This is a genomic window from Ruegeria sp. CH10, assembly GCF_056537125.1.
The window spans coordinates 40,294-61,602 of the sequence record NZ_JBQFQY010000008.1; the positions used below are offsets into that span (position 1 = coordinate 40,294).

General features: G+C 60.7%; 21 protein-coding genes. 13 read left to right on the forward strand and 8 right to left on the reverse strand.

Translation table 11 applies throughout. The annotated features are described in order from the left end of the window. The 9 genes from ACRZ94_RS19040 to ACRZ94_RS19080 all read left to right on the forward strand — a co-directional run bounded on the left by ACRZ94_RS19040 (nt 1) and on the right by ACRZ94_RS19080 (nt 9,072). Nucleotides 1-777 carry a heme ABC transporter ATP-binding protein gene (locus tag ACRZ94_RS19040; RefSeq protein ID WP_480798069.1) on the forward strand — a complete coding sequence of 259 codons (777 nt, stop codon included), beginning with the start codon at nt 1-3 and terminating at the stop codon, nt 775-777. A 202-nt stretch (nt 778-979) separates the two neighbouring features. Beyond that, on the forward strand, nt 980-2,380 hold the full coding sequence (locus ACRZ94_RS19045) for a DUF4856 domain-containing protein (protein ID WP_480798070.1): 1,401 nt from the start codon (nt 980-982) through the stop codon (nt 2,378-2,380). Nucleotides 2,381-2,443: 63 nt separating this feature from the next. After that, a complete protein-coding gene (locus ACRZ94_RS19050; RefSeq protein WP_480798071.1) occupies nt 2,444-3,469 on the forward strand; it encodes a sterol desaturase family protein in 1,026 nt (341 codons plus the stop codon). Nucleotides 3,470-3,692: 223 nt separating this feature from the next. Continuing rightward, a complete protein-coding gene (gene bioB / locus ACRZ94_RS19055) occupies nt 3,693-4,673 on the forward strand; it encodes a biotin synthase BioB (protein WP_480798072.1) in 981 nt (326 codons plus the stop codon). Next, the gene (locus ACRZ94_RS19060) at nt 4,670-5,800 is read left to right on the forward strand and encodes an 8-amino-7-oxononanoate synthase (protein ID WP_480798073.1); all 1,131 of its coding nucleotides are present in this window, start codon (nt 4,670-4,672) and stop codon (nt 5,798-5,800) included. The genes bioB and ACRZ94_RS19060 overlap by 4 nt, the downstream gene beginning before the upstream one ends. Continuing rightward, on the forward strand, nt 5,797-6,417 hold the full coding sequence (gene bioD / locus ACRZ94_RS19065; protein WP_480656317.1) for a dethiobiotin synthase: 621 nt from the start codon (nt 5,797-5,799) through the stop codon (nt 6,415-6,417). Before ACRZ94_RS19060 ends, bioD begins: the two co-directional genes overlap by 4 nt. Further along, nucleotides 6,414-7,700, forward strand: coding sequence for an adenosylmethionine--8-amino-7-oxononanoate transaminase (bioA, locus tag ACRZ94_RS19070; RefSeq protein WP_480656315.1), 1,287 nt, complete (start codon nt 6,414-6,416; stop codon nt 7,698-7,700). Before bioD ends, bioA begins: the two co-directional genes overlap by 4 nt. Further along, nucleotides 7,697-8,317 carry a pimeloyl-ACP methyl esterase BioG family protein gene (locus ACRZ94_RS19075; RefSeq protein WP_480656313.1) on the forward strand — a complete coding sequence of 207 codons (621 nt, stop codon included), beginning with the start codon at nt 7,697-7,699 and terminating at the stop codon, nt 8,315-8,317. Before bioA ends, ACRZ94_RS19075 begins: the two co-directional genes overlap by 4 nt. Continuing rightward, nucleotides 8,314-9,072: a methyltransferase domain-containing protein gene (locus ACRZ94_RS19080; protein WP_480656311.1), complete on the forward strand. Its 759-nt coding sequence runs from the start codon at nt 8,314-8,316 to the stop codon at nt 9,070-9,072. The genes ACRZ94_RS19075 and ACRZ94_RS19080 overlap by 4 nt, the downstream gene beginning before the upstream one ends. Here ACRZ94_RS19080 and ACRZ94_RS19085 read toward each other — a convergent pair. Further along, complete coding sequence (locus ACRZ94_RS19085) at nt 9,069-9,677, reverse strand: GntR family transcriptional regulator (RefSeq protein WP_480798074.1); 609 nt, start codon at nt 9,675-9,677, stop codon at nt 9,069-9,071. The genes ACRZ94_RS19080 and ACRZ94_RS19085 overlap by 4 nt on opposite strands. Before the next feature lie 214 nt (nt 9,678-9,891). On the opposite strand from ACRZ94_RS19085, the gene ACRZ94_RS19090 reads away from it, so the two are divergent. Then, entirely contained in the window at nt 9,892-11,133 is a 1,242-nt protein-coding gene (locus ACRZ94_RS19090) for an acyl-CoA dehydrogenase family protein (RefSeq protein ID WP_480798075.1), read from the forward strand. A gap of 4 nt (nt 11,134-11,137) precedes the next feature. Here the strand turns inward: ACRZ94_RS19090 and ACRZ94_RS19095 are convergent, their stop codons facing one another. Genes ACRZ94_RS19095 through ACRZ94_RS19105 form a run of 3 tightly spaced genes read right to left on the reverse strand, consistent with a single transcriptional unit; the run spans nt 11,138 to nt 15,096 of the window. Then, complete coding sequence (locus ACRZ94_RS19095) at nt 11,138-11,917, reverse strand: carnitinyl-CoA dehydratase (RefSeq protein WP_480656306.1); 780 nt, start codon at nt 11,915-11,917, stop codon at nt 11,138-11,140. A gap of 3 nt (nt 11,918-11,920) precedes the next feature. After that, nucleotides 11,921-13,933 carry an acetate--CoA ligase family protein gene (locus ACRZ94_RS19100; protein WP_480798076.1) on the reverse strand — a complete coding sequence of 671 codons (2,013 nt, stop codon included), beginning with the start codon at nt 13,931-13,933 and terminating at the stop codon, nt 11,921-11,923. A 2-nt stretch (nt 13,934-13,935) separates the two neighbouring features. After that, complete coding sequence (locus ACRZ94_RS19105; protein ID WP_480656303.1) at nt 13,936-15,096, reverse strand: acyl-CoA dehydrogenase family protein; 1,161 nt, start codon at nt 15,094-15,096, stop codon at nt 13,936-13,938. Nucleotides 15,097-15,193: 97 nt separating this feature from the next. Here ACRZ94_RS19105 and ACRZ94_RS19110 point away from each other — a divergent pair, with 97 nt between their 5' ends. From ACRZ94_RS19110 to ACRZ94_RS19120, 3 genes are all read left to right on the forward strand, one after another. Further along, on the forward strand, nt 15,194-16,117 hold the full coding sequence (locus ACRZ94_RS19110; protein WP_480798077.1) for a GlxA family transcriptional regulator: 924 nt from the start codon (nt 15,194-15,196) through the stop codon (nt 16,115-16,117). Nucleotides 16,118-16,295: 178 nt separating this feature from the next. Next, a complete protein-coding gene (locus tag ACRZ94_RS19115) occupies nt 16,296-17,687 on the forward strand; it encodes a bifunctional enoyl-CoA hydratase/phosphate acetyltransferase (protein ID WP_480656299.1) in 1,392 nt (463 codons plus the stop codon). After that, nucleotides 17,680-18,849: an acetate/propionate family kinase gene (locus ACRZ94_RS19120; RefSeq protein ID WP_480656297.1), complete on the forward strand. Its 1,170-nt coding sequence runs from the start codon at nt 17,680-17,682 to the stop codon at nt 18,847-18,849. Before ACRZ94_RS19115 ends, ACRZ94_RS19120 begins: the two co-directional genes overlap by 8 nt. Nucleotides 18,850-18,855: 6 nt before the next feature. Here ACRZ94_RS19120 and ACRZ94_RS19125 read toward each other — a convergent pair whose 3' ends face one another. The 4 genes from ACRZ94_RS19125 to ACRZ94_RS19140 all read right to left on the reverse strand — a co-directional run bounded on the left by ACRZ94_RS19125 (nt 18,856) and on the right by ACRZ94_RS19140 (nt 21,276). Beyond that, on the reverse strand, nt 18,856-19,329 hold the full coding sequence (locus ACRZ94_RS19125) for a hypothetical protein (protein ID WP_480656295.1): 474 nt from the start codon (nt 19,327-19,329) through the stop codon (nt 18,856-18,858). 9 nt (nt 19,330-19,338) lie between these two features. Next, nucleotides 19,339-19,596, reverse strand: coding sequence for a hypothetical protein (locus tag ACRZ94_RS19130; protein WP_480656294.1), 258 nt, complete (start codon nt 19,594-19,596; stop codon nt 19,339-19,341). A gap of 65 nt (nt 19,597-19,661) precedes the next feature. Further along, complete coding sequence (locus tag ACRZ94_RS19135) at nt 19,662-20,333, reverse strand: D-lyxose/D-mannose family sugar isomerase (protein ID WP_480798078.1); 672 nt, start codon at nt 20,331-20,333, stop codon at nt 19,662-19,664. A gap of 16 nt (nt 20,334-20,349) precedes the next feature. Continuing rightward, entirely contained in the window at nt 20,350-21,276 is a 927-nt protein-coding gene (locus ACRZ94_RS19140; protein WP_480798079.1) for a carbohydrate kinase family protein, read from the reverse strand. Nucleotides 21,277-21,309 lie beyond the last annotated feature (33 nt).

The following is a 21,309-nucleotide window of genomic DNA, read 5'->3' on the forward strand; positions in this document are numbered from 1 at the left end:
ATGCTGATTGTGTCCGACCTGAACCTGCGTCTGGGGCGCCGGTTGATCCTGAACGCGGTGTCTTTCTCGGCCAATCCCGGGCAGGTGACCACCATTGTTGGCCCCTCGGGCGCGGGTAAGTCCACGTTGTTGGCCGCCCTGACAGGGGACCTGCCATTTGACGGTGCAGTTACGCTGAACGGTGTGGATATCGCGAAAGCCAGCCCCGTCACCCTATCCGAACTTCGCGCCGTGTTGCCGCAATCCACACCGATGAGCTTTCCTTTCACCGTGCTTGAGGTGGTTCGCATGGGGCGGGTGCGCATGGATGGCGATGACCGGATTGCCCTACAGGCGCTGTCCCAAGTGGGGCTTGGTGGGTTTGAGGGGCGGTTCTTTCAGGAACTGTCCGGAGGGGAACAACAGCGTGTGCAGCTTGCGCGCGTTCTGGTGCAAGTGTGGCAGCCGACAGGTCCTGACGGTGCGCGCTGGCTGTTTCTGGACGAGCCGGTTTCAAGTCTGGATATCGGGCATCAGTTGCAGGTGATGCGGATCGCCCGGGACTTTGCGGCCCACGGGGGCGGCGTCGTAATGGTGATGCACGACCTCAATCTGACTGCCATGAGCGCGGATCGCGTGGTCCTTTTGTCTGGCGGAAACGTTCTGAATGTTGGCCGCCCGCATGAGACGCTGCGCGACGATCTGCTCAGCACCGCTTATGGCTGTCGCATCGCTGTAAACCGCACCCCTGAGACGGGTGTTTTTCTGCTGCCTCAGGTGGCCGGTGCCAGCGTTTGAGGGGCTGAGATAACGTATTTGTGAACGTGGGCCTCAATTGGCAGCACGCCGGATTTCCCTGCAAAGCCTGAGGATTTGATACAGAATTTTGCTTGCAGGCAGAATTCTTTGAGGGCTTGACACCGCTTGGTTGATATCTGCTATGACGGGCGAAACAAGATTCCTGATAAAAATTATCAGTTAAAACGGAGAGGACACTCTAATGGTAAAGCCCGCGCTCAAACTCACTTCGGCGCTTGTCGCCGTCACGCTGTTCAGCAGCGCAGCAATTGCGGATCAGGCTTACGGCCCGTTTCCGGTGACCGTGAAGGGATATGAAGGCGATAAAACCAACTCGGTTTCCTACTCCGGGCAGATTGCGCGACATGTGCTGCATGACAGCCTGAAAAAGCTTGCCGGTAAGGGCGATGGTGGCAACAACGCGGCTGAGGTCGAGGCGCTGATGCTGGCCTATTTCAACGGCTCGGACGCAGACCTTGAGATCATCGCGCCGGTTTCGAAAGACGGGTTCCCTATCAAGCAAGCGACCTTGAACGAGATTTCCAAAGGCAAGAACATCTCGGGCAAGTTCTACAATGGCGCCATGACGGCTTGGCCGGGCAACCAGTCGGGTGTCGATGTCGCGCTGCAGATGATCAGTTTGGCGGCTGCCTCGAACCAGGGCTACGACCCGGTGAACGGGATGGATTGGGGTCAGCTGATCTCGAAATACACGCTGGGCGCGATGGCATATAATCAGGCGGTCGACAACTATCTCGACGAGAAACTGGAAGCGGACAACAAGCCCAACGACAAGCCTTATTCCGAGGGTGCCCATTACACCGGCAAAGAACACAGCTGGGATGAAGCGTTCGGCTATTTCGGTGCCGCTGCGCATTCGGTCAGCCTGTCACCGGATCAGAACTATGCGGTGTCCAAGCAGAAAGATCTGGCTGCCGCAGATGCCAATGGCGACGGTGTGATCGACCTGAAGACCGAATTTGTCTTTGGTCCGGCCTATTACGCAGCAGGTGCTGACCGGGGTGGCAACAAAAACACCCAGTACATGACCACAATCTTCAACGCGTTCCGCGATGGTCGTGCCCTGATCGCGTCCGCCAATGGCGAAGCGCTGACTGATGAACAGCGTGCGCAGCTGAAGAACTATGCCGATATCATCGAAACCAACTGGGAAAAGACGCTGGCCGAAGCCACGTTCAAGTATGCCGGTTCGGTTTACAAAGACATCGACAAGATCAAATCGGGCGAAGACACGGACAAAGCACTGCGCAATTACGCCAAGCACTGGGGTGAGCTCAAGGGCTTCTCGATGGCGCTGCAGTCGGGCAAGAACAACCTGGGTGCCACTGCGATTGATCTGAACTGGCTGATCGGCTTCGGCCCGGCGATGCCCGATGGCAAAATGGTGTCTGACATCGATGCAGACGGCAACTTTGTGCGGGGTCGCGAGATGTCGCTGGATGACTATCAGGTCAACATGCTCAAGGTGCAAAAGCTGCTGATCGACAAGTTCGGCATCGAAAGCCGTGCCAACGATGCAACCGCTGATTTGGCGGCGCTGGCTGAAAAGCTGGGCACCAACGCATCGGCTGAAAACGACTAAGGATCATCTGATCCCTTCCCGGCGGTCAGTGGGCCGCCGGGTATTCAGCGGAAAACAGGCCCTGTGGAATTTCTCGATCAAATAGGCGCGGTCTTTGCTGACTTTTCAAACCCCAAGAAGCGGATCTTCGTGGGGTATCTGTTTCTCACAATCCTGATTGCCCTGCTGTGGCTGGTGTTTGTTCGCAGGTCATCCATCCGTTCTGCGCTGAGCGAGGTGTTTAACCGCAAAGTCATACTCTCGCCTTCGGCCAAAGCGGATTACAAGATATTCCTGATCAACCGCGTCTTTACGTTGTTCATCTCTCCGCTGCTGGTGTCGCAGCTGGCGATTGCAACGGCTTTGTACTACGCGTTGCATGACATGAGTTTCCTGCAAAAGGGCGTTTTTGCGGGCATGCCTCAGGGCGTGATCGTGGCGCTGTTTACAGTGACGATTTTTATCGTCGATGATTTCACCAAATACCTTCTGCATCGTTGGATGCATCGCTGGCCGCTGCTTTGGGCCATTCACAAAACTCATCATTCCGCTGAAACCATGACGCCGATCACGGTGTACCGCACCCATCCGCTGGAGGGGGTTTTGTACGGAATGCGCGGGGCCGTGGCGCAGGGGACGGTGATGGCGACGTTTCTGTTCTTTTTCGGAAACGCGGTCGATCTGTACACGGTGCTGGGCGTCAATGTGATGTCGTTTGTCTTTCATGTCACCGGCTCGAACCTGCGGCATTCGCATATCTCGATCCGGTATTGGCGCTGGTTGGAACATATCCTTATCTCTCCGGCGCAGCATCAGGTGCATCATTCCATCGCGCGGGAACATCACGACAAAAACTTTGGCGTGGCATTTGCCGTGTGGGATTGGCTGTTCGGATCATTGCACCTGTCCGAGCGGGACAAGGCCCTGACCTTCGGGTTGCAACCGTCCGAGGCGCATGCCTCGAACCTGTTGGACATCTATGTCCGTCCCTTCCGCGATATGGCGGCTGTTATCCGGCGACGAATCCGCAAAGTCGGAGGCTCAAGATCGGCAAAACGCGCGGATCGCCGGGCAAAGCAGTCCAAAGTGTCTCAGACGCCTGCCGAATAGATCGGTTCGGCGAAACCAAGCGCATCGGGTCAGATTGCGCGCATCCTTCGGGTTTTCAAGTGTTTACGGTCTTAAACTTTGGGCAAACCTGCCGGTTTGTCTGCAGTGGCGTTGTTCCATTCTGAGGTGAAGGCAGGGCGTACAAATTGGTCGCAGTTGAAAATTTGTAAATTATCGATAATAACGAAATAGAGGTTACATAAACTGAAAGAATATCGATATAATGGATCAAGCTTCTTCGACATGGACCCGACAAGCGGCACAGGCTGTTTATGACCTGCCGCTGATGGACCTGCTGTTTCGCGCGCAGACTGTGCATCGTGAGAATTTTGATCCCAACAAAATCCAGACATCCAAGCTGTTGTCGATCAAGACAGGAGGCTGCGCCGAGGATTGTTCCTATTGCTCTCAATCGGCCCGCAATGGCTCCAAGCTGTCGGCATCGAAACTGATCGAGGTTGAGCGTGTTCTGTCCCAGGCGCGCAAAGCCCGCGATGGCGGGGCCACCCGGTTCTGCATGGGTGCCGCCTGGCGCGAGCCCAAGGACCGCGACATGGACGCGCTGGTCGCGATGGTGCAGGGGGTCCGTGCCATGGGGATGGAGACCTGCATGACGCTGGGCATGCTGGACGAAAACCAGGTCTTTCGCCTGCGCGATGCGGGGCTGGACTATTACAACCACAATATCGATACCTCGGAACGCTATTACCCCGAGGTGATCACCACCCGTACCTTTGCCGACCGGATCGATACGCTCACCCGTGTGCAAGAGGCCGGGATCAAGGTTTGCTCGGGCGGCATTCTCGGCATGGGCGAAGAGGTTCAGGACCGCATGGATATGCTGGTGACGCTGGCAAACATGGGCCCCGCGCCGGAATCGGTGCCGATCAACATGCTGATGCCGCAGGAAGACACGCCGCTGGCCGATGCCAAGCCGATTGACCCGATCGATTTTGTGCGCGTCATCGCCACTGCCCGCATCATGATGCCGTCTTCCTATGTGCGTCTCTCTGCCGGACGCAGCGACATGAGCGATGAGCATCAGGCGCTGTGTTTCATGGCCGGGGCGAATTCGATCTTTGTTGGGGAAACCCTGCTGACTGCGGAAAACCCCGAAGAGGACACCGATGCGATCCTGTTTGCCAAGCTGGGCCTGCAGGCCGAAACGGTCGCCGGTCAAAGCGGTGTGGAAGCCGCCGAATGAGGGCGCTGACCCGATTGCGCTCGGTGCTTGACACGTTGGAGGCTCGTCATCGCCGCCGGTCACTGGCCCCGCGACAAGGGTTGGATTTTGCGTCGAACGATTACCTTGGCCTCGCGCAGTCGCCCTTGCTGAAACGGGCGGCGCAAGACGCTTTGGACCGCGGTGTGCCGCTGGGTTCGGGCGGGTCGCGCCTGTTGCGGGGCAATCACCCCGAGCATGAGGCGCTTGAGGCCGAGGCCGCCGCGTTCTTCGGGGCCGAGGCTGCGCTGTTCATGGGGGGTGGGTTTCAGGCCAATCAGGCGATATTCTCAACCTTGCCTGCTGCGGGTGACCTGGTTCTCTATGACGATCTGATCCATGCCAGCGCACATGAAGGGATGCGCATGGGTCGTGCCGATACGCGCGCCTTTGCCCATAATGATGTGGCAGATGCCCGCCGCGCGCTGACCGAATGGCGCGCCGCCGGCGGCACCGGGCAGATCTGGATCGCGGTCGAAAGCGTTTACTCGATGGAGGGGGATCTGGCGCCGCTAAGGGCCCTGTCCGATCTGGCCATTGCGTTCGACGCTGTTCTGGTTGTGGATGAAGCCCATGCCACCGGCGTTTTCGGACCCGGCGGCAAAGGTCTGGCCCATGGTCTGGGGGCCGAGGTTCTGACATTGCACACCTGCGGCAAGGGGCTTGGCGTTTCGGGTGGGTTGATCTGCGGTGCGCGCGTGATGATCGAAACGCTGATAAACCGCGCACGGCCTTTCATCTTTGCAACCGCGCCTGCGCCCTTCAATGCCGCCCTTGTGCGCGCGGTTTTAGGGCATCTGCAAGACGATGTTTTGCCCCGTGCCGCGCAGGATCGCATGGCATATGCCCATGCCGCCGCGCTCAGGGCGGGTGTTCCGCAAAAGCTCCTGCACAGCCAGATCATCCCCATCATTCTGGGGGATGACGCCGAAACGATGCAAATGGCCGCGACCCTGCAAGCGCGGGGGTTTGATGTAAGGGGCATCCGTCCGCCCACCGTGCCACGCGGCACGTCCCGGCTGCGGGTGTCGATCACCGGCAACGTCTCTCACCGCGACATCAGCGCGCTGTTTGAGGCGCTGGCGCAGCAGCGGTGTGAGGCCGCATGAGCACCATCATCGTCACCGGCACCGATACCGGCATTGGTAAGACCGTGTTCGCGGCGGGCCTGACAGCCGCCCTTGGTGCGCAGTACTGGAAGCCCGTGCAATCGGGGTTGGAAGAGGCGACAGATACCGAAACGGTCCGGGCGCTGACCGGTGCCGATGTGTTGCCCGAAGCCTATCGCCTGAACCTGCCAGCCTCACCGCATTTGTCGGCCGAGGATATGGGGATTGAGATCGACCCGGCCCGCCTGTCTCTGCCACAAGTGCCCGGTCCGTTGGTGGTCGAAGGGGCAGGGGGGCTGATGGTGCCTTTGAACCGTCATGTCTTTTTTCTTGATGTGATTGCACGGTGGAAGGCCCCGGTTGTTCTGGTGGCGCGTACCGCGCTGGGAACGATCAACCACACCGCCCTGTCGCTGATGGCGCTGCGGAATGTGGGATGTCACGTGGTTGGGGTGGCCTTTGTTGGCGAAGCGGAACCAGAGGTCGAAGAGACCATCGCACAGATGGGCGCGACCCGGCATCTGGGGCGCTTGCCTGTCCTTGATCCTCTCACGCCTGCTGCGCTGAAGGGCGCGTTTGCCGCCATCGACACCGACACGATCCGAGGTGCAATGTGACCCCGCTTGAGTTCGACGCCCGCCACCTGTGGCACCCGTACACCAACGTGTTGCAGCCCGGCCCGATGCATCTGATCACCGGGGCCGAGGGCGTCTGGCTGACCGCCGAGGACGGCACTCAGATGATCGATGCCATGTCCTCGTGGTGGTGTGCGGTGCATGGGCACCGTCACCCGGCGATCATCGCCGCGATGCAGGCGCAGTTGGAGCAGTTGCCCCACGTCATGTTCGGCGGGCTGACCCATTCCCCCGCGATCCAGCTGGGGCGCAGGCTGATTGACCTGCTGCCGGGCGGGATGGACCGGATCTTTTACAGCGACAGTGGCTCTGTCGCCATCGAAGTGGCGCTGAAAATGGCGGTGCAGTATCAGATGGCGCAAGCCCGGACGGGCCGGACCCAGTTCGCCACCATCCGGGGCGGCTATCACGGTGACACGTGGAAAGCGATGAGCGTTTGCGACCCCGTCAACGGCATGCACGGATTGTTCGCGGGGGCCCTGTCCGTTCAGCATTTCCTGCCCCGCCCACAGATCGCCTTTGGGCAGGAGTGGTCAGAGGATGGCGACCTGAACGGCCTGAACGCGCTGGAACATCTGCTGGCAACCAAGGCCGATCAGATCGCGGGCCTGATCCTTGAACCCGTCGTTCAGGGGGCGGGCGGCATGTATTTCTACCACCCCACATGGCTGCAACGCGCGGCCGAGATGTGCCGGGCCCATGACGTGCTGGTCATCTTCGATGAGATCGCCACCGGCTTTGGCCGCACCGGAGAGCTGTTTGCCCTGCACCATGCCGGGGTCGTGCCGGATATCATGTGTCTGGGCAAGGCGCTGACCGGCGGGCATATCACGCTGGCCGCCACGGTCACGACGGAAACCGTCGCCCGCCGGATTGGCGAGAGTGAGGCGGGCGTGATGATGCATGGCCCCACCTATATGGCCAACCCGCTGGCCTGTGCCGCGGCGGTGGCCAGTCTGGATCAATTGACCGAACGGGACTGGCGGGCTGAGGTTGCGGGTATTGCCGCTCAGATGGAAAACGAACTCGCCCCAGCGCGCGACTTGCCCGGCGTGGCGGATGTGCGCGTTCTGGGGGCCATTGGCGTGATCGAGATGAAAGAACGGGTCGATCCCTCTGTCGCGCATGGGCTGGCCTTGAAAACCGGTGTGTGGCTGCGCCCCTTTGCCCATAACATCTATTGCATGCCGCCCTACATCATCTCAGCCGATGATCTGAGCCGCGTGACCTCGGCCATGGTTTCACTGGCGAAAGGGGCATCATGAAACATCAGTGGTTGTCCCGCGCAGGAAGCGCCGAGGTGCTGGTGGTCTTTGGCGGCTGGGCTTTGGGGCCTGTACCGTTTCAGGGACTTACAGGCGCGACGGATGTCTTGTTCGTGGACGACTATACCCATCTGGATGACCCGCTTAACGATCTTGCGCAGTATGAAAGCGTGACCCTGATCGCCTTTTCCTTTGGCGTAGCCTCAGCTGCGCATTGGCTGGTGCAAACGGGTGTTCAGCCGCATCGGCTGGTTGCGATCAACGGTACGCTGTCCCCCGCCGATGCCCGACATGGTATCGAGCCTGATATGATCCGGGCGACGGCGGATCACCTCAGCCCCGCCAGTTTCGCCAAGTTCTGCCGCCGCGCCGGTCTGGTTGGCCCTGCACCGCAGATAGACATCCGCGCGGCGCAGTCTGAGCTTTATGCCGTGATCGAACGGGGTGCCGCGCCGAAGATCGATTTCCACCGGATCTGGATCGCGCAAGGCGACCGGATCATCCCAACCCGCGCGCAACAGGCGGCATGGTTGGGGCAGCAGGACGTGGTGAAACAGGTGCAGGCCCCGCATGTACCTTTCGCCAGCGGCCAAAGCTGGAGGCAGTGGATCGCATGAACGCCCCCTTGATCACCCGCGTGCAGCGCAGTTTCAGCCGCAGTTTTCAAACCTATCACGATGCGGCGGGACAACAGGCGCAGATTGCAGATCAGTTGGCGCAGGGTTTGCGTGATTGCGGCGCGCCGCGCCATTTTATCTCGGCGATAGAGTTCGGCTGCGGCACCGGTCATCTGACACGGCGGTTGCGGGATCGCTTTGGGTTCGGCACTTTGACGATCAACGATCTGTCGCCCCATGCTTCTCAGACGGCGGACACATATGGGGCCGATTTCCTGCCCGGAGATGCCGAAAGCATCCTCTGGCCGTCGCAACCGCACCTCATCGCTTCGGCGTCGATGATTCAGTGGCTGCCTGATCCGGCGGCTTTTTTGCGTCGGGCGGCGCATGCGCTGGCACCCGGGGGGTGGCTTGCGATCTCGGGCTTTGGCCCGCAGCAATATCATGAGCTGGTTCAGATCGGGTCGGCGGCCAAAGCGCCGGGCCTGTGTGGGCCGGATGCCTTGACCGCCGCTGTGAAAGACGTTCTGGACATTGTCGATGCCGGTGAGGATGAACGGCAGGTTCACTTCCCTACGCCGCGCAAGGTGCTAGAGCATCTGCGCCAGACGGGTGTGAATGGGCGGGCACAAAAGACGTGGACGAAATCCAGCCTGCTGGCGTTCAGCGCCGATTATACCCGTCTGTGCGGAGGCACCGAAGGCGTGCCGCTGACCTATCATCCCACGTGGATTATCGCGCGCAAACGCCCTTAGGCCAGCCGTGTCAGGTGGCGCTGCATCACCGCATGGGCCTTGGCCGCATCGCGATCCTTGATGGCGGCCAGAATGGCGGCATGGTCCGGATCGGCGCGCTGACGCCATTTGGCCGTGTGCAGTTTGTTGAAATGCCACGCGTATAGCAGTTGCAGGTTTTCGATTTCGGCCATCATCCGGGGCATGTTGCAGGCGGCGATGACAGCCATGTGAAAGCGTTGGTTGGCGTCCTCCCAATCCTGCACATTCGTGGCGTTGTCGCAGGTTTCATGCACCCGCTCGATCTGTGCGATCTGCTCGGTGCTGAGGTTGGGAACCGAATGCAGCAGGGCCACAGGCTCAAGCGCGCGGCGCATGACTCGCAATTCCTGAATGGCGTTCTGATCCATGGGTGCAACGCACATGCCCCGGCGTGGCATGGCCACGGCCAGCCCCTTGGACGCCAGCGCCAACAACGCCTCGCGCACGGTCACCTGACTGACGCCGAATTCGCGCGCGATCAGGTCCTGCCGCAGCTTTTCACCGGGTTGCAACGCCCCCTGAACGATCCGCGCCGAAAGCTTCTGCGCGATATCCTCTGATTTCTTGATCTGCTGCTCGGACACCTGTCCCCCGGCATGTTGACGCGTCTGTGAAGACGATTATCGACATGTCACAGGCTGAGCAACAGAGCGTTTGACCGCCGGTGGCTTTCATTGGCCGGAATGACTTTGCGGCACCTAGGCGTCAGACGGGGCAAGCAGGTTTCACAAACGCCCATGACGGGGCTAGGGTGCGGGGGAACTGTACGATCACGCGCCTGTCCGGAAAGGAATTGCCATGGATTTTGCCCCCTCGCCCCGCGCAGTGGAGCTCCGAGATCAGCTGAAACGGTTTATGGAGGCCCATATCTATCCGCGCATCCGCGACCATAAGGAAGAGATCGAGGCAGGCAATTTCCCGGTATCCTTCATGGAAGACCTCAAGGCGCTGGCGCGTGCCGAGGGGCTGTGGAACCTGTTCCTGCCATCGCTGCGTGATGATGAACCCGGAACGCGGCTGACCAATCTCGAATACGCGCCGTTGGCCGAGTTGATGGGTCAGGTCACATGGTCGTCCGAGGTGTTCAATTGCAATGCACCAGACACCGGCAACATGGAGCTGCTGCACATGTTCGCCACGCCCCAACAACGCACGGATTGGCTGGTGCCTTTGCTGAACGGTAAAATCCGATCTTCGTTTGCGATGACGGAACCGGATGTGGCCAGCTCGGACGCGACAAACATCACCACCTCGATCCGGCGCGAAGGGGATGAATATGTCATCAATGGCCGCAAATGGTTCATCACCAATGCCTGCCATCCGAATACCAAACTGTTCATCGTGATGGGCAAGACCGACCCGGAGGCGGACCGGCACAAACAGCAAAGCATGGTGATCGTGCCCAAGGACACACCGGGTCTAGAGATCGTGCGCAACCCCACGATCCTGAACATGCACGACCCCGAAGGCCATGCGGAACTGGTGTTCAAGGATGTGCGCGTGCCTGCTGGCAATCTGCTGGGCGAAGAAGGCAGCGGGTTTGCCCTTGCGCAGGCGCGATTGGGGCCGGGGCGCATTCATCACTGCATGCGCTCGATCGGGGCGGCCGAGATGGCGCTGTCGCTGATGGTGGAGCGCGCGCAAGAACGCAAAGCCTTTGGCAAGCAACTTTCAGAACAAGGTGTAATCCGCGAATGGATCGCCAAATCACGGCTTGAGATCGATCAGGCGCGTCTGCTGACTTTGCAGGCGGCATGGAAGATCGATCAGGTCGGGGCCAAGGCTGCGCGGCGTGAGATTTCGCTGATCAAGGTTGTAGCGCCCAATGTGCATGCCACCGTAACCGACCGGGCCATGCAGGTCTTTGGCGCAATGGGCATGACGCCCGATACGCCGCTGGCCGACAGCTATACCTGGGCGCGGGCTTTGCGCTATGCGGATGGCCCGGATGAGGTGCATCTGCAGGCCATCGCCAAGCAAGAGCTCAAAAGCTCGAACTTTGGCATGTCAGCGCAGTGGCTGACGCCGCCAAAGCGTTGAGCGTTTATTTGCCCTTCCAAACGGGGTCGCGCTTTTCCGCAAAGGCGCGGGCCCCTTCCAGCTGGTCCTCGCTGGCGTAGAGAACGTCCACTGTGCGCAGCTGGCGTTTGGTGATGCGGTTCATCGCGTCCTGAAATTTGGCATCCTCGGCGTCGCGGACAATGTCCTTGATTGCCGCATAGACCAGCGGCGGGCCCGACGCCAAAAGGCGAGCCAGCTCCCATGCGCGGTCCATCAACTGATCGGCGGCGGTGATTTCGTTCACCAGCCCCCAACGATGTGCTTCCTCTGCATCGAACCAGCGACCGGTCAGCAGCAGCTCCATCGCGATGTGGTAGGGGATGCGCTTGGGCAGTTTGACGCTGGCCGCGTCTGCCACGGTGCCCGACCTGATTTCGGGCAGGGCAAACGTGGCGTGTTCTGCGGCCAGGATCATGTCAGCCGACAGCGCCAGTTCCAGCCCGCCGCCACAGGCGATGCCATTGACCGCTGCGATCAAGGGTTTGTTCAGATCGCGCAGTTCCTGCAACCCGCCAAAGCCGCCCACGCCATAATCCCCATCCACCGCATCGCCATCGGCGGCGGCTTTCAGATCCCAACCGGGGCAAAAGAACTTGTCGCCCCCGCCGGTCAGGATCGCCACACGCAGGTCCGGGTCGTCGCGAAATTCGGCAAAAACCTCGCCCATCACGCGGCTGGTCGCCAGATCGATTGCGTTGGCCTTGGGCCGGTCCAGCGTCACTTCGAGGATCGCGCCGTCGCGCCGTGTTTTGATCGGGTCCATCTGTCAGGCCTTTCGGATAAGGGCGTCCACTGCCACAGCCTTGTCGGGCGTGCAGAGAAGCGGGTTGATCTCGACCTCGTGGGTCGTGTCGGCGTTTTTCATCACATATGCCTGAACGGCCTCAACGGCGCGGATGATTGCATCCATATCAGCCGCCGGTTGTCCGCGATAGCCCGCCAAAAGCGGCGCGATTTTCAAACCGTTCAACGCGCGGCGGATGTCATCGCCGGTTGCGGGCAACAGCAACGATGCCGTATCGCGCAGCACTTCGGTCAGAACTCCGCCCGCGCCCAGCGTCAGCACAAAGCCATGGGCCGGATCGCGCACGACACCCACCAGCAATTCGGCGACAGCCCCGGTGATCATCTCTTCGATCAAAATCTCATCGGTGCCGATGTCGGTGGCTGTCGCGGCCACGTCTTCGGCCCGGATACCCAGCCGAACGGCGGCATGTTCGGACTTATGCGCCAGCCCCACGCCTTTGACCGCGAACGGTGCCTGCATGTCTTGCGCAGCGCTCGTCGCCTCCACGCCGCGCACGGTGCGGTTCTGCGGGACAAGCAGGCCACATTCGGCGAGCACCTGTTTGGCCGTGCCCTCGGACAGGGTGTCGGTTGCCTCTGCCGTGCCCGGCAGCCAAACCGGTTGCGGTGACGGGGCGCGCACCTGACCCGCGGCGCGGGTTGCGGCCAGTGCCTCACGCAGTCCCATGAAGGGCACGACGCCTCCGGCCACCAATTCCTGCGCGACATCTTCGGGCAGCAGCTCTGGCAAGGTCGCGGCAATCGCGAACCGCGCGCCTGTGTCCGCCCTCACCTTCATCGCCGCGCGTGAGGCATAGGCCCAGTCGCTTGCATCCGTGGTCGGGTAGTCGAGGATGGAAAAGGTCAGGTCGATGTCATCGCCGGTCATGCCGGACCACGCACGTGCCATGGCCTCTTCATCGCGCCAGATATAGGTGTGGTAGTCCAGCGGATTGTTCAGCGCGACCATGGGCCCAAGTGCTGCCCGCAGATGGTCTTTCTTGTCGTCGGTCAGGCGCGGAAAGGTCAGCCCCGTGCCCAAAGCCATATCCGCGATCAGGCTGGCCTCACCCCCCGAACAGCTGATCGAGGCGATATTGCCACCCGGCAGCGGGCCATAGCAATGCAACAGCTTCAGCGTCTCAAGAAAATCAGGCAGGGCGGACAGGCGCGGGATGCCCAACCGTTCCAACAGCGCCTGCGCGCCTGCATCGCTGCCGGCAAGCGACGCGGTATGCGACACGGTCGCCGCCTGTGCCTGGTCCGAGGCCCCGACTTTGAGCGCGACCAGCGGGATGCCTTTGTCATACGCCTTGGCGGCCAGCGCCTCCCATTCGCGGATGTCTTTGAACCCTTCGATATGCAGACCCACGGCAGTCACCCGTGGATCGTCGATCAGGGCTGACGCGATTTCCGCCTGCGAGGTCTGCGCCATGTTTCCACAGGTCACCATATAGGCAATCGGCAGCGCGCGTTTCTGCATGGTCAGGTTGATCGAGATGTTCGAGCTTTGCGTCAGGATCGCAACGCCCGAGTCTACCCGTTTGGCCCCATGCTGATCGGGCCACAGCAACGCACCGTCCAAAGCGTTGATAAAGCCATAGCAGTTCGGCCCCAGAATGGGCATGTCGCCCGCAGCGGCGATCAGCTGATCCTGCAGATCGCCGCCTGTTTCGTCCTCAGCCACAGCCTCGGAAAAACCCGAGGCGAAACAAACCGCGCCCCCGGCCCCCATGCCGGACAAGATACGCACCGCCTCAATCGTGGCGTGGCGGTTGATGCCGATGAACACGGCATCCGGGGCGGCGGGCAGGTCTTCGAGGTGGCCATAGACCGCATGGCCCGCGATCTTTGCGGCCTTGGGATGCACGGGCCAGATGTCACCCGTGTATCCCATCCGTTCGGATTGCAGGATCACCTGCTCGCACCATGCGCCGCCTCCGACAACGGCGATGGATTGCGGGCGCAGCAGGCGGGTCAGATCCCGTGCCATCGTCAGGCGCCCAGCGGACGCAGAAGGTCACGGCTGATGATATGGCGCTGAATTTCGCTGGTGCCGTCCCAGATACGTTCGACCCGCGCATCACGCCAGAACCGTTCAATGGGGAAGTCATCCATCAGACCCATACCACCATAGATCTGCAGCGTGGCATCGGTGACCCGCGCCAGCATTTCCGACGCATAAAGCTTGGCCGAGGCAATCTCGCGGTTTGAGGGCAGGTTTTCATCCAGACGCCATGCGGCGGACAGGGTCAGCCAGTCGGCGGCGTCAATCTCGGTGATCATGTCAGCGATCTGAAAGCCAACGCCCTGAAACTTGCCAATCGGCTGGCCGAACTGCTTGCGTTCGGCCGCATAGCTCAGCGCATAGTCGAAACACCTGCGCGCGCGACCGACGGAAAACGCAGCCACGGTCAGACGGGTGGCGTAAAGCCATTCGTTCATGACGGCAAAGCCGCCATCCACCTCGCCCAGAACCTGCGCGTCGGGCAGGCGGCAATTGTCGAAGTAGAGGATGTAGTTCTTGTAGCCCTTGTGACTGACCGAATTATAGCCTTCGCGCACCTCGAAGCCCGGCGTTCCGCGATCAACCAGAAAGGTGGTGATGCGTTTCTTGGGGCCTTTGGGGGTTTCGTCCACGCCGGTGGCGATGAAGACGATAAAGAAATCCGCGTGCTCGGCGCCCGAGATGAAATGCTTGGAGCCGTTCACGACCCAATCGCCACCATCCCGCACGGCCTGACATTTCATACCGCGCACATCCGATCCGGCATCGGGTTCCGTCATCGCCAGCGCATCCATCTTTTCGCCGCGCACGGCGGGCAGCAGGTAGCGTTCACGCTGTTCGTCGTTGCAGGCCATCAGGATGTTCTGCGGGCGGCCAAAGAAATGCGTCAGGGCCATTGACCCGCGACCCAGTTCACGCTCGACCAGCGTGAAATCCACGTGGCTCAGACCCGCGCCGCCAACCTCTTCGGGGAAGTTGCAGGCATAAAAGCCCAGATCGATACACTTCTGTTTGATCTCTTCGCCCAGCTCGCGCGGGACCTGCCCGGTGCGCTCAACCTCGGCCTCATGCGGGTAGATTTCATTTTCGACAAAGCTGCGGACCGTGGAGACGATCATTTCCTGTTCTTCTGACAGACCAAACTGCATCGCGCGTCTTCCTTGAATAGGTGATTGACGCAGGAAACGGCATTGCGCAGTCTCATGGCATGCAGAATTCGACAAAAAACATGCAAGGTTGGAAAATTTGAGTCAGGCTTACACGATTTTGCTGTTTGACGGATTTTCGAACCATTGCCTTGCAAACATGGTCGAGCCGCTGCGCGCCGCCAATACTCTGTCACTGCAAAAGCTCTATTCCTGGCGGTTCTGCTCGATCGACGGGGCCAGAGTGCTCAGTTCCAGCGGTTTGGCCGTTACCCCGGATGGGGCCTTGGGTGATCAGACAGGGGATGTTTTGGTTGTCATGCCGTCTTACGGGTTTCTAAAGCTGGATACGCGCGGGGTGGTCCGGGCGGTCTTGTCCGCGGCGGGGCGGCACCGGCAACTGGCGGGGCTGGACACCGGCAGCTGGCTGTTGGCGCGCGCGGGTTTGCTGGACGATCATCGCGCCACCATTCATTGGGATGAACTGTCGCGTTTCGAAGAGGCTTTCCCCGCCGTGAATGCCGAGCAGGAACGATATGTCATCGATGGGGACCGGCTGACCTGTTCCGGCGCGATGGCGGCCTTTGATCTGGCCTCGGCCCTTATTCGCAGGGATCAGGGGCCGTTATTGTCCATGGAAGTCGCGCATTTGCTGATGAGCCGCACCGGGGCGGATCACTACCGACTGCCGCTGAAATCCGAGGACAGCCTTGTCAACAAGGCGCTGGCGGTGATGCAGGCCAATCTGGAAACGCCTTTGCCCATTACGCAGCTTGCGCGGCGCATCGGGACCTCGCAAAAACGGCTGGAAAGCCGGGTGCAGGCGGAATTGGCGACGACGCCACAGGCCCTTTATCGGCGCTTGCGTCTGAATCTGGCGCGAAGGCTGGCCGAAGACACGGACCTGTCCATCGCCGAGATTGCCAGCCGCAGCGGGTATGAGAGCGCCAGCGCAATGACCCGGGCATTCCGGTCCGAGTTCGGGCGCACCCCCAGCGCCTATCGCAAGGGCCCCTCGGTTTAGCGTGTCATCGCATGGGTGTTACGTTTTATCGCTAAGGCCGGTCGAAACCCCGCCAGAGCTTGTGGAGATGGCGCAGGCGCTGTACGTGACATTTGATCTGACGGCGAAAGTATCCCGGCTTCGGTGTCGTGATCGCAGGGGTAAAGACAGCTGCGGTGAACAAAGGCAGGCTTTGACGATGATTAACGAAAACCGCACCTATGAGCAGATCAAGGTTGGCGATGAGGCGCAGGTTACCCGCTTGTGCACGGTGGACGACCTTTATGCTTTTGCCTCGGCCTCGGGCGATCACAACCCGCTGCATCTGGCAGGCTATGACGGGGATGGCGATGGCGTCCCCGAGGCGGTGGCGCCCGCCCTGTGGCCCGCAAGCCTGATCGCGGCTGTTCTGGGAAACATCCTGCCGGGGGCCGGTACGCAGGCACGCAGGTCGGACTTGGTCTTTCACCTGCCTGTCATTGCCGGGGATGAAGTCACAGCTCTGGTGAGCGTGAAGGAAAAGCGCGAAGACGGTGATCTGATCTGTTCAGCCGAGGTGCGCCGGGTGGGCGACAACGCCCTGATCCTGAATGGCGAGGTTCAGGTGACTCCGCCCAGCAAGCATCTGAAATTCGACACGGTCGAAGTCCCGGGATTGGTGGTGCAGCGTCATCGCCATTTCGACGCGTTGATTGCCCGGGTCGAACCGCTGGACCCGATGCCCACCGCAGTGGTGGCCCCGGAAGAGCCGAACTCGTTAGGCGGTGCGTTACTGGCCAGGAAAAAAGGGATCATCACGCCAATCCTCTTGGGTAATCTGGCCAAGATCGAAGCGGCGGCTGCCGAATTGGGTGCAGACCTTACGGGGATTGAGATCATCCAGGCGAACAACCATCACACTGCGGCCCATCGCGCCGTTGATCTTGTGGTGTCGGGCAAGGCCCACACCCTTATGAAAGGGTATCTGCATACCGACGAACTGCTGCATGCAGTTCTGCGCCGGGACAAGGGGCTGCGGACAGGGCGGCGTCTGTCGCATGTCTTTGTGATGGATGTGCCGGGCATGTCGCGCCCCATCATGGTAACAGATGCGGCGGTCAATATCGCACCCGATCTTGAGACCAAGGCCGACATCGTACAGAACGCCATTCATCTGGCGCAGTCTATCGGTATCGAAACGCCCAAGGTCGGGGTGTTATCGGCGGTCGAAACGATCAATCCACATATGCCCTCATCCGTTGATGCGGCCTTGCTGTCGAAAATGGCGGAACGGGGCCAGATCACAGGCGGTCTGGTAGATGGTCCGCTGGCGATGGACAACGCTGTGGATCTGAAGGCCGCGCGCACCAAGGGCATCCATTCGCAGGTTGCGGGGGTCGCGGATATTCTGGTGGCTCCGAATATCGAAGCGGGGAACATGGTGGCCAAACAGCTGACCTATATCTCGCATGCTGAGGCGGCGGGGATTGTTGTTGGCGCGACGGTGCCGATCATTCTAACCTCGCGGGCGGATGATGATGCGTCGCGGCTGGCCTCTTGCGCAGTGGCGGCGCTGCACGCTTTGGCACTTAAGGGAAAAGTGAATGTCTGATCATATTCTGGCGCTGAATGCCGGCTCGTCCTCGTTGAAATTCGCACTGTACGAATTGGAGGATGGCAACACTCCTGTGCTGCGCTGGAACGGCCAGATCGAAAACCTGCAGGATGTGCCACGGCTGGAGGCCCGGTTTGAAGACGGCAGAAAGATCAAGCGCGAGCTGACCCAGGTTCAGGGTCACGACGCGGCCATTCAGGCGTTTCTGGGGATGATGGATGAATACATGCCCGGTATGCGCATCCGGGCGATTGGCCATCGGGTTGTCCATGGTGGGACTGAATATTCCGAGCCGGTGCGGATCGACGACAGGGTGACTGAAGTCCTGAGCGGACTTATCCCCTTTGCGCCCCTGCACCAGCCTTACAGTCTGGCCGGTATACAGGCGGCCAGTGCGGCCTTTCCCGAAACGGTGCAAGTGGCCTGCTTTGACACGGCGTTTCATCGAACCCACCCATGGGTGAATGACACCTTTGCCCTGCCGCAAAGCTATTACGACAGAGGTGTGCGCCGCTATGGCTTTCATGGGCTCAGCTATGACTACATCACACAGACGCTAAAAGAGACTGCGCCTGACCTCTATGCGGGTCGGGTGGTGATTGCCCATCTGGGCAACGGCGCATCCATGTGTGCGGTCTCGGGCGGGCGTGCTGTTGCGTCGACCATGGGTTTCTCGGCGCTGGACGGGTTGCCGATGGGAACACGCAGCGGGCAATTGGACCCGGGTGTCATGCTGTACATGTTGCAGCAGGAGGGGCTGTCGGCCGACGAAATCGCCGATCTGTTGTATCGCAAGTCCGGTTTGCTGGGCCTGTCGGGTCTCAGCTCGGACATGCGCGATCTGCTTGAGGCCGACACGCCCGACACACGGGGCGCGATTGACTATTACGTGTCGCGCATCCGGGCCGAACTGGGCGCATTGGCTGCCGCAATGCAGGGGATCGACGCTTTGGTCTTTACCGGAGGTGTGGGCGAGAACGCGACCCAGATCCGGCAACAGGTCTGCGACGGTCTGGGCTGGATCGGGATTGAGATGGATGCCGATCGAAATGCCAACCGCGACACTGTGCTGTCCAAGGATACCAGCCGCGTGCGGGTTCTGACGATCCCCACGAATGAGGAAATGGTGATCGCCCGCGCCGCCGCGCAGATGATCTGAGGGCCACTATTCCTCGGGCTTGGATTTCCGCCGCCGCGCGTATCGGACCAAAACCCCAAGCACGGTACTGATGATATCGGGCGACAGGGCCGCCAGCGGGTCGCGCCGCAGGCCCGCCATGGTGCCCCTTGCGTCGGACAGAGTGTCTTTGACCTCAGATTCAATGTCCTGCAGCGCCATATCCCGCAGCTCGACCGCGGCGGTTGTGTCAGCCTGGGCGTCTTGGGTGTTGGCCAGCATCACAAGCAACAGCGCCAGCACCAGATTGGCCCCGGCCAAAATCAGCGCGGCAGCCGGTTTCGACAGTGTGGCCGATAGCCAAAAGAACCCGGCAATGTTCAGCATGACGACGGCCAGTCCAACCGCCAGCCCGGCTGCTGCATAAAACCCCGTGCGCCGCGCGGCCACGGCCACATGGCGCTGTGCGATCAGCCGTTCAGCGCGCAGAATGATCGAGATGTTTCGTGAAATACGGCTCATGGTCAGCTCCTACCGGGACCGGCCCAGCAGATAGCCAAGCGTGAAAATGCCCAGAGCAAACAGAATGGGCCGGTTATGCGGCAGGTCTTCAAGCTCGGTCAGGGCCTCTTCCAATTGACCCGACCAGTTGTCGATATTTTCGGCAATCTTGTCAGCCACCGTGTCATGGTGCGGTGCCGCTGTCGCTTTTTCAGCGGCGCTTGTTTGCTCGGCCAATTGACGGCGCAGATCGGCGACCTGGGCTTCAAGTTCGGCTTTTGTGACCATGGGCGCGGTCCTTTTCCGGTTTCCACACCCATATTACAGCGATTTTCCCCTTCTGGAAAAGGGGCTTATCCATAATAGTCCGCAACCAACAGGAAATCAGGATCGGCGTCCTCCTCGATCGAGGCAAAGCGGGGGATCGGGTCTTCGAACACGTTGTCGGTGCGGTCGTCATTGACGGTCGAAACCTCACCAATCAGACAATCCGTCTTTTCCGCCCAGAACGCATGCCAGACCCCGGGCATCAACGTGACGCTCTCGCCCGGTTTCAGACGCAACAGCTCACCGGGTGTGATCGTGACCGCGCAGCCGTCACTGGGCACGACAACCGGCGTGTCGCGATCGATACCGCCCTGCGGGTCCGAGGCGTAGATCTCCATCACCAGATCACCGCCGCCGCGATTGATGATATCCTCGGCCTTGATGATATGGCGGTGCATCGGCGACAGTTGATTGACGCGAGAGATCAGCAGCTTTTCCGCATAGAGCATCCCCCGACCACTGCTCAGATCGGCAACATCGCCATTGCGCAGGGTGAACAGGAACAGGCCCAGTTCATCGAACCGGCCTTGTCCGTAGTCGGTGATGTCCCAGCCCAGACCCCGGTCCCGGATAACTGCGGCTTTGTCGCTGCGCATCTCGTCCGGGGTCCAGTTGGCAAAGGGCGGAAGAACTGCGCCGAACGAGCGGATAAAGGCCTCGGCCTCGGTTTTGATGGCGTTGATGTCAGAGCGTTTCATGGTGGTCCCTTGTGGATCAGAGCTCATGCGCCCAGGGGGGATTGGCCCCTGCACGCGATACGGTAACGGCGGCCACTTCGGCCCCTTTGGCCAGAGCCGCGCGCAATTGGTCAGCGGTAAGGGTGCGCAAGGCGGATTTGGTCAGGTGACCGCCGCTTTCCAGCTCGGCCAGAACGCCTGCGTTGAACGTGTCGCCGGCGCCGACAGTGTCGACAACCTGAACCGGGCGCACCGGGACCGAGGTTTCGGACCCATCGGCCAGATACCCGGAGGCACCATCGCCGCCACGGGTCACAATGACAACGGCAGGCCCGGCCTGCAGCAACAGCGGAACCTTGTCGGCAAGGCGTTCGGGGCCGGGGATGATCCAGTTCAGATCCTCGTCCGAAACCTTGAGGATGTCGCTCTGTGCGATCATCTGGTTCAGGCGTGTGCGATACCGGGTTTGGTCCCTGATGAAATCGGGGCGGATGTTCGGATCGATCATCACCGCCCGATCCGCCCCCTGCCGTTCCAAAAGCGCGGCATAGGCGTCGGCGCAGGGCTCACAGGCCAGGCTGATTCCGCCAAAATACAGGGCCGAGACCGCATTCAGCTGATCGGGCATATCTGCGGGCGTCAGCATGCGTCCGGCCGAATTTTCATCGTTGAACGTGTAAGTTGCATGCCCGTCCTTCAACTGCACAAATGCCAACGTTGTAGGGCGGTCCGAGCGGATCAGGTGGCTGCCATCCACGTGGCTGGCCTGCAAGGCATCGGCCAGCTGCGCGCCAAACATATCCGTCGATATGCCCGTCAACAGACCGGCAGGCGCGCCCAGACGCCCCAATGCGATGGCAGTGTTGAAAATGGCGCCGCCCGAATGGGGCACAAAGCCGTCGCCCCCTGAAACGGTTGGGGCGGGGATCATGTCGATCAGGGCTTCGCCGCAGCACAGGATCATGCGGGGGTCCTTTCTTTCGCGCGGAACTCAATA

Excerpts from the sequence above, each read along its gene's own strand:
- ACRZ94_RS19105 (WP_480656303.1), bottom strand. The coding sequence starts at position 15,096 with ATGCAGTTTGGTCTGTCAGAAGAACAGGAAATGATCGTCTCCACGGTC.
- ACRZ94_RS19120 (WP_480656297.1), top strand. The coding sequence starts at position 17,680 with ATGTCTGATCATATTCTGGCGCTGAATGCCGGCTCGTCCTCGTTGAAA.
- ACRZ94_RS19115 (WP_480656299.1), top strand. The coding sequence starts at position 16,296 with ATGATTAACGAAAACCGCACCTATGAGCAGATCAAGGTTGGCGATGAG.
- ACRZ94_RS19100 (WP_480798076.1), bottom strand. The coding sequence starts at position 13,933 with ATGGCACGGGATCTGACCCGCCTGCTGCGCCCGCAATCCATCGCCGTT.
- ACRZ94_RS19045 (WP_480798070.1), top strand. The coding sequence starts at position 980 with ATGGTAAAGCCCGCGCTCAAACTCACTTCGGCGCTTGTCGCCGTCACG.
- bioD (WP_480656317.1), top strand. The coding sequence starts at position 5,797 with ATGAGCACCATCATCGTCACCGGCACCGATACCGGCATTGGTAAGACC.
- bioB (WP_480798072.1), top strand. The coding sequence starts at position 3,693 with ATGGATCAAGCTTCTTCGACATGGACCCGACAAGCGGCACAGGCTGTT.
- ACRZ94_RS19130 (WP_480656294.1), bottom strand. The coding sequence starts at position 19,596 with ATGGTCACAAAAGCCGAACTTGAAGCCCAGGTCGCCGATCTGCGCCGT.
- ACRZ94_RS19125 (WP_480656295.1), bottom strand. The coding sequence starts at position 19,329 with ATGAGCCGTATTTCACGAAACATCTCGATCATTCTGCGCGCTGAACGG.
- ACRZ94_RS19040 (WP_480798069.1), top strand. The coding sequence starts at position 1 with ATGCTGATTGTGTCCGACCTGAACCTGCGTCTGGGGCGCCGGTTGATC.
- ACRZ94_RS19095 (WP_480656306.1), bottom strand. The coding sequence starts at position 11,917 with ATGGACCCGATCAAAACACGGCGCGACGGCGCGATCCTCGAAGTGACG.
- ACRZ94_RS19060 (WP_480798073.1), top strand. The coding sequence starts at position 4,670 with ATGAGGGCGCTGACCCGATTGCGCTCGGTGCTTGACACGTTGGAGGCT.
- ACRZ94_RS19140 (WP_480798079.1), bottom strand. The coding sequence starts at position 21,276 with ATGATCCTGTGCTGCGGCGAAGCCCTGATCGACATGATCCCCGCCCCA.
- ACRZ94_RS19090 (WP_480798075.1), top strand. The coding sequence starts at position 9,892 with ATGGATTTTGCCCCCTCGCCCCGCGCAGTGGAGCTCCGAGATCAGCTG.
- ACRZ94_RS19135 (WP_480798078.1), bottom strand. The coding sequence starts at position 20,333 with ATGAAACGCTCTGACATCAACGCCATCAAAACCGAGGCCGAGGCCTTT.
- ACRZ94_RS19080 (WP_480656311.1), top strand. The coding sequence starts at position 8,314 with ATGAACGCCCCCTTGATCACCCGCGTGCAGCGCAGTTTCAGCCGCAGT.
- ACRZ94_RS19075 (WP_480656313.1), top strand. The coding sequence starts at position 7,697 with ATGAAACATCAGTGGTTGTCCCGCGCAGGAAGCGCCGAGGTGCTGGTG.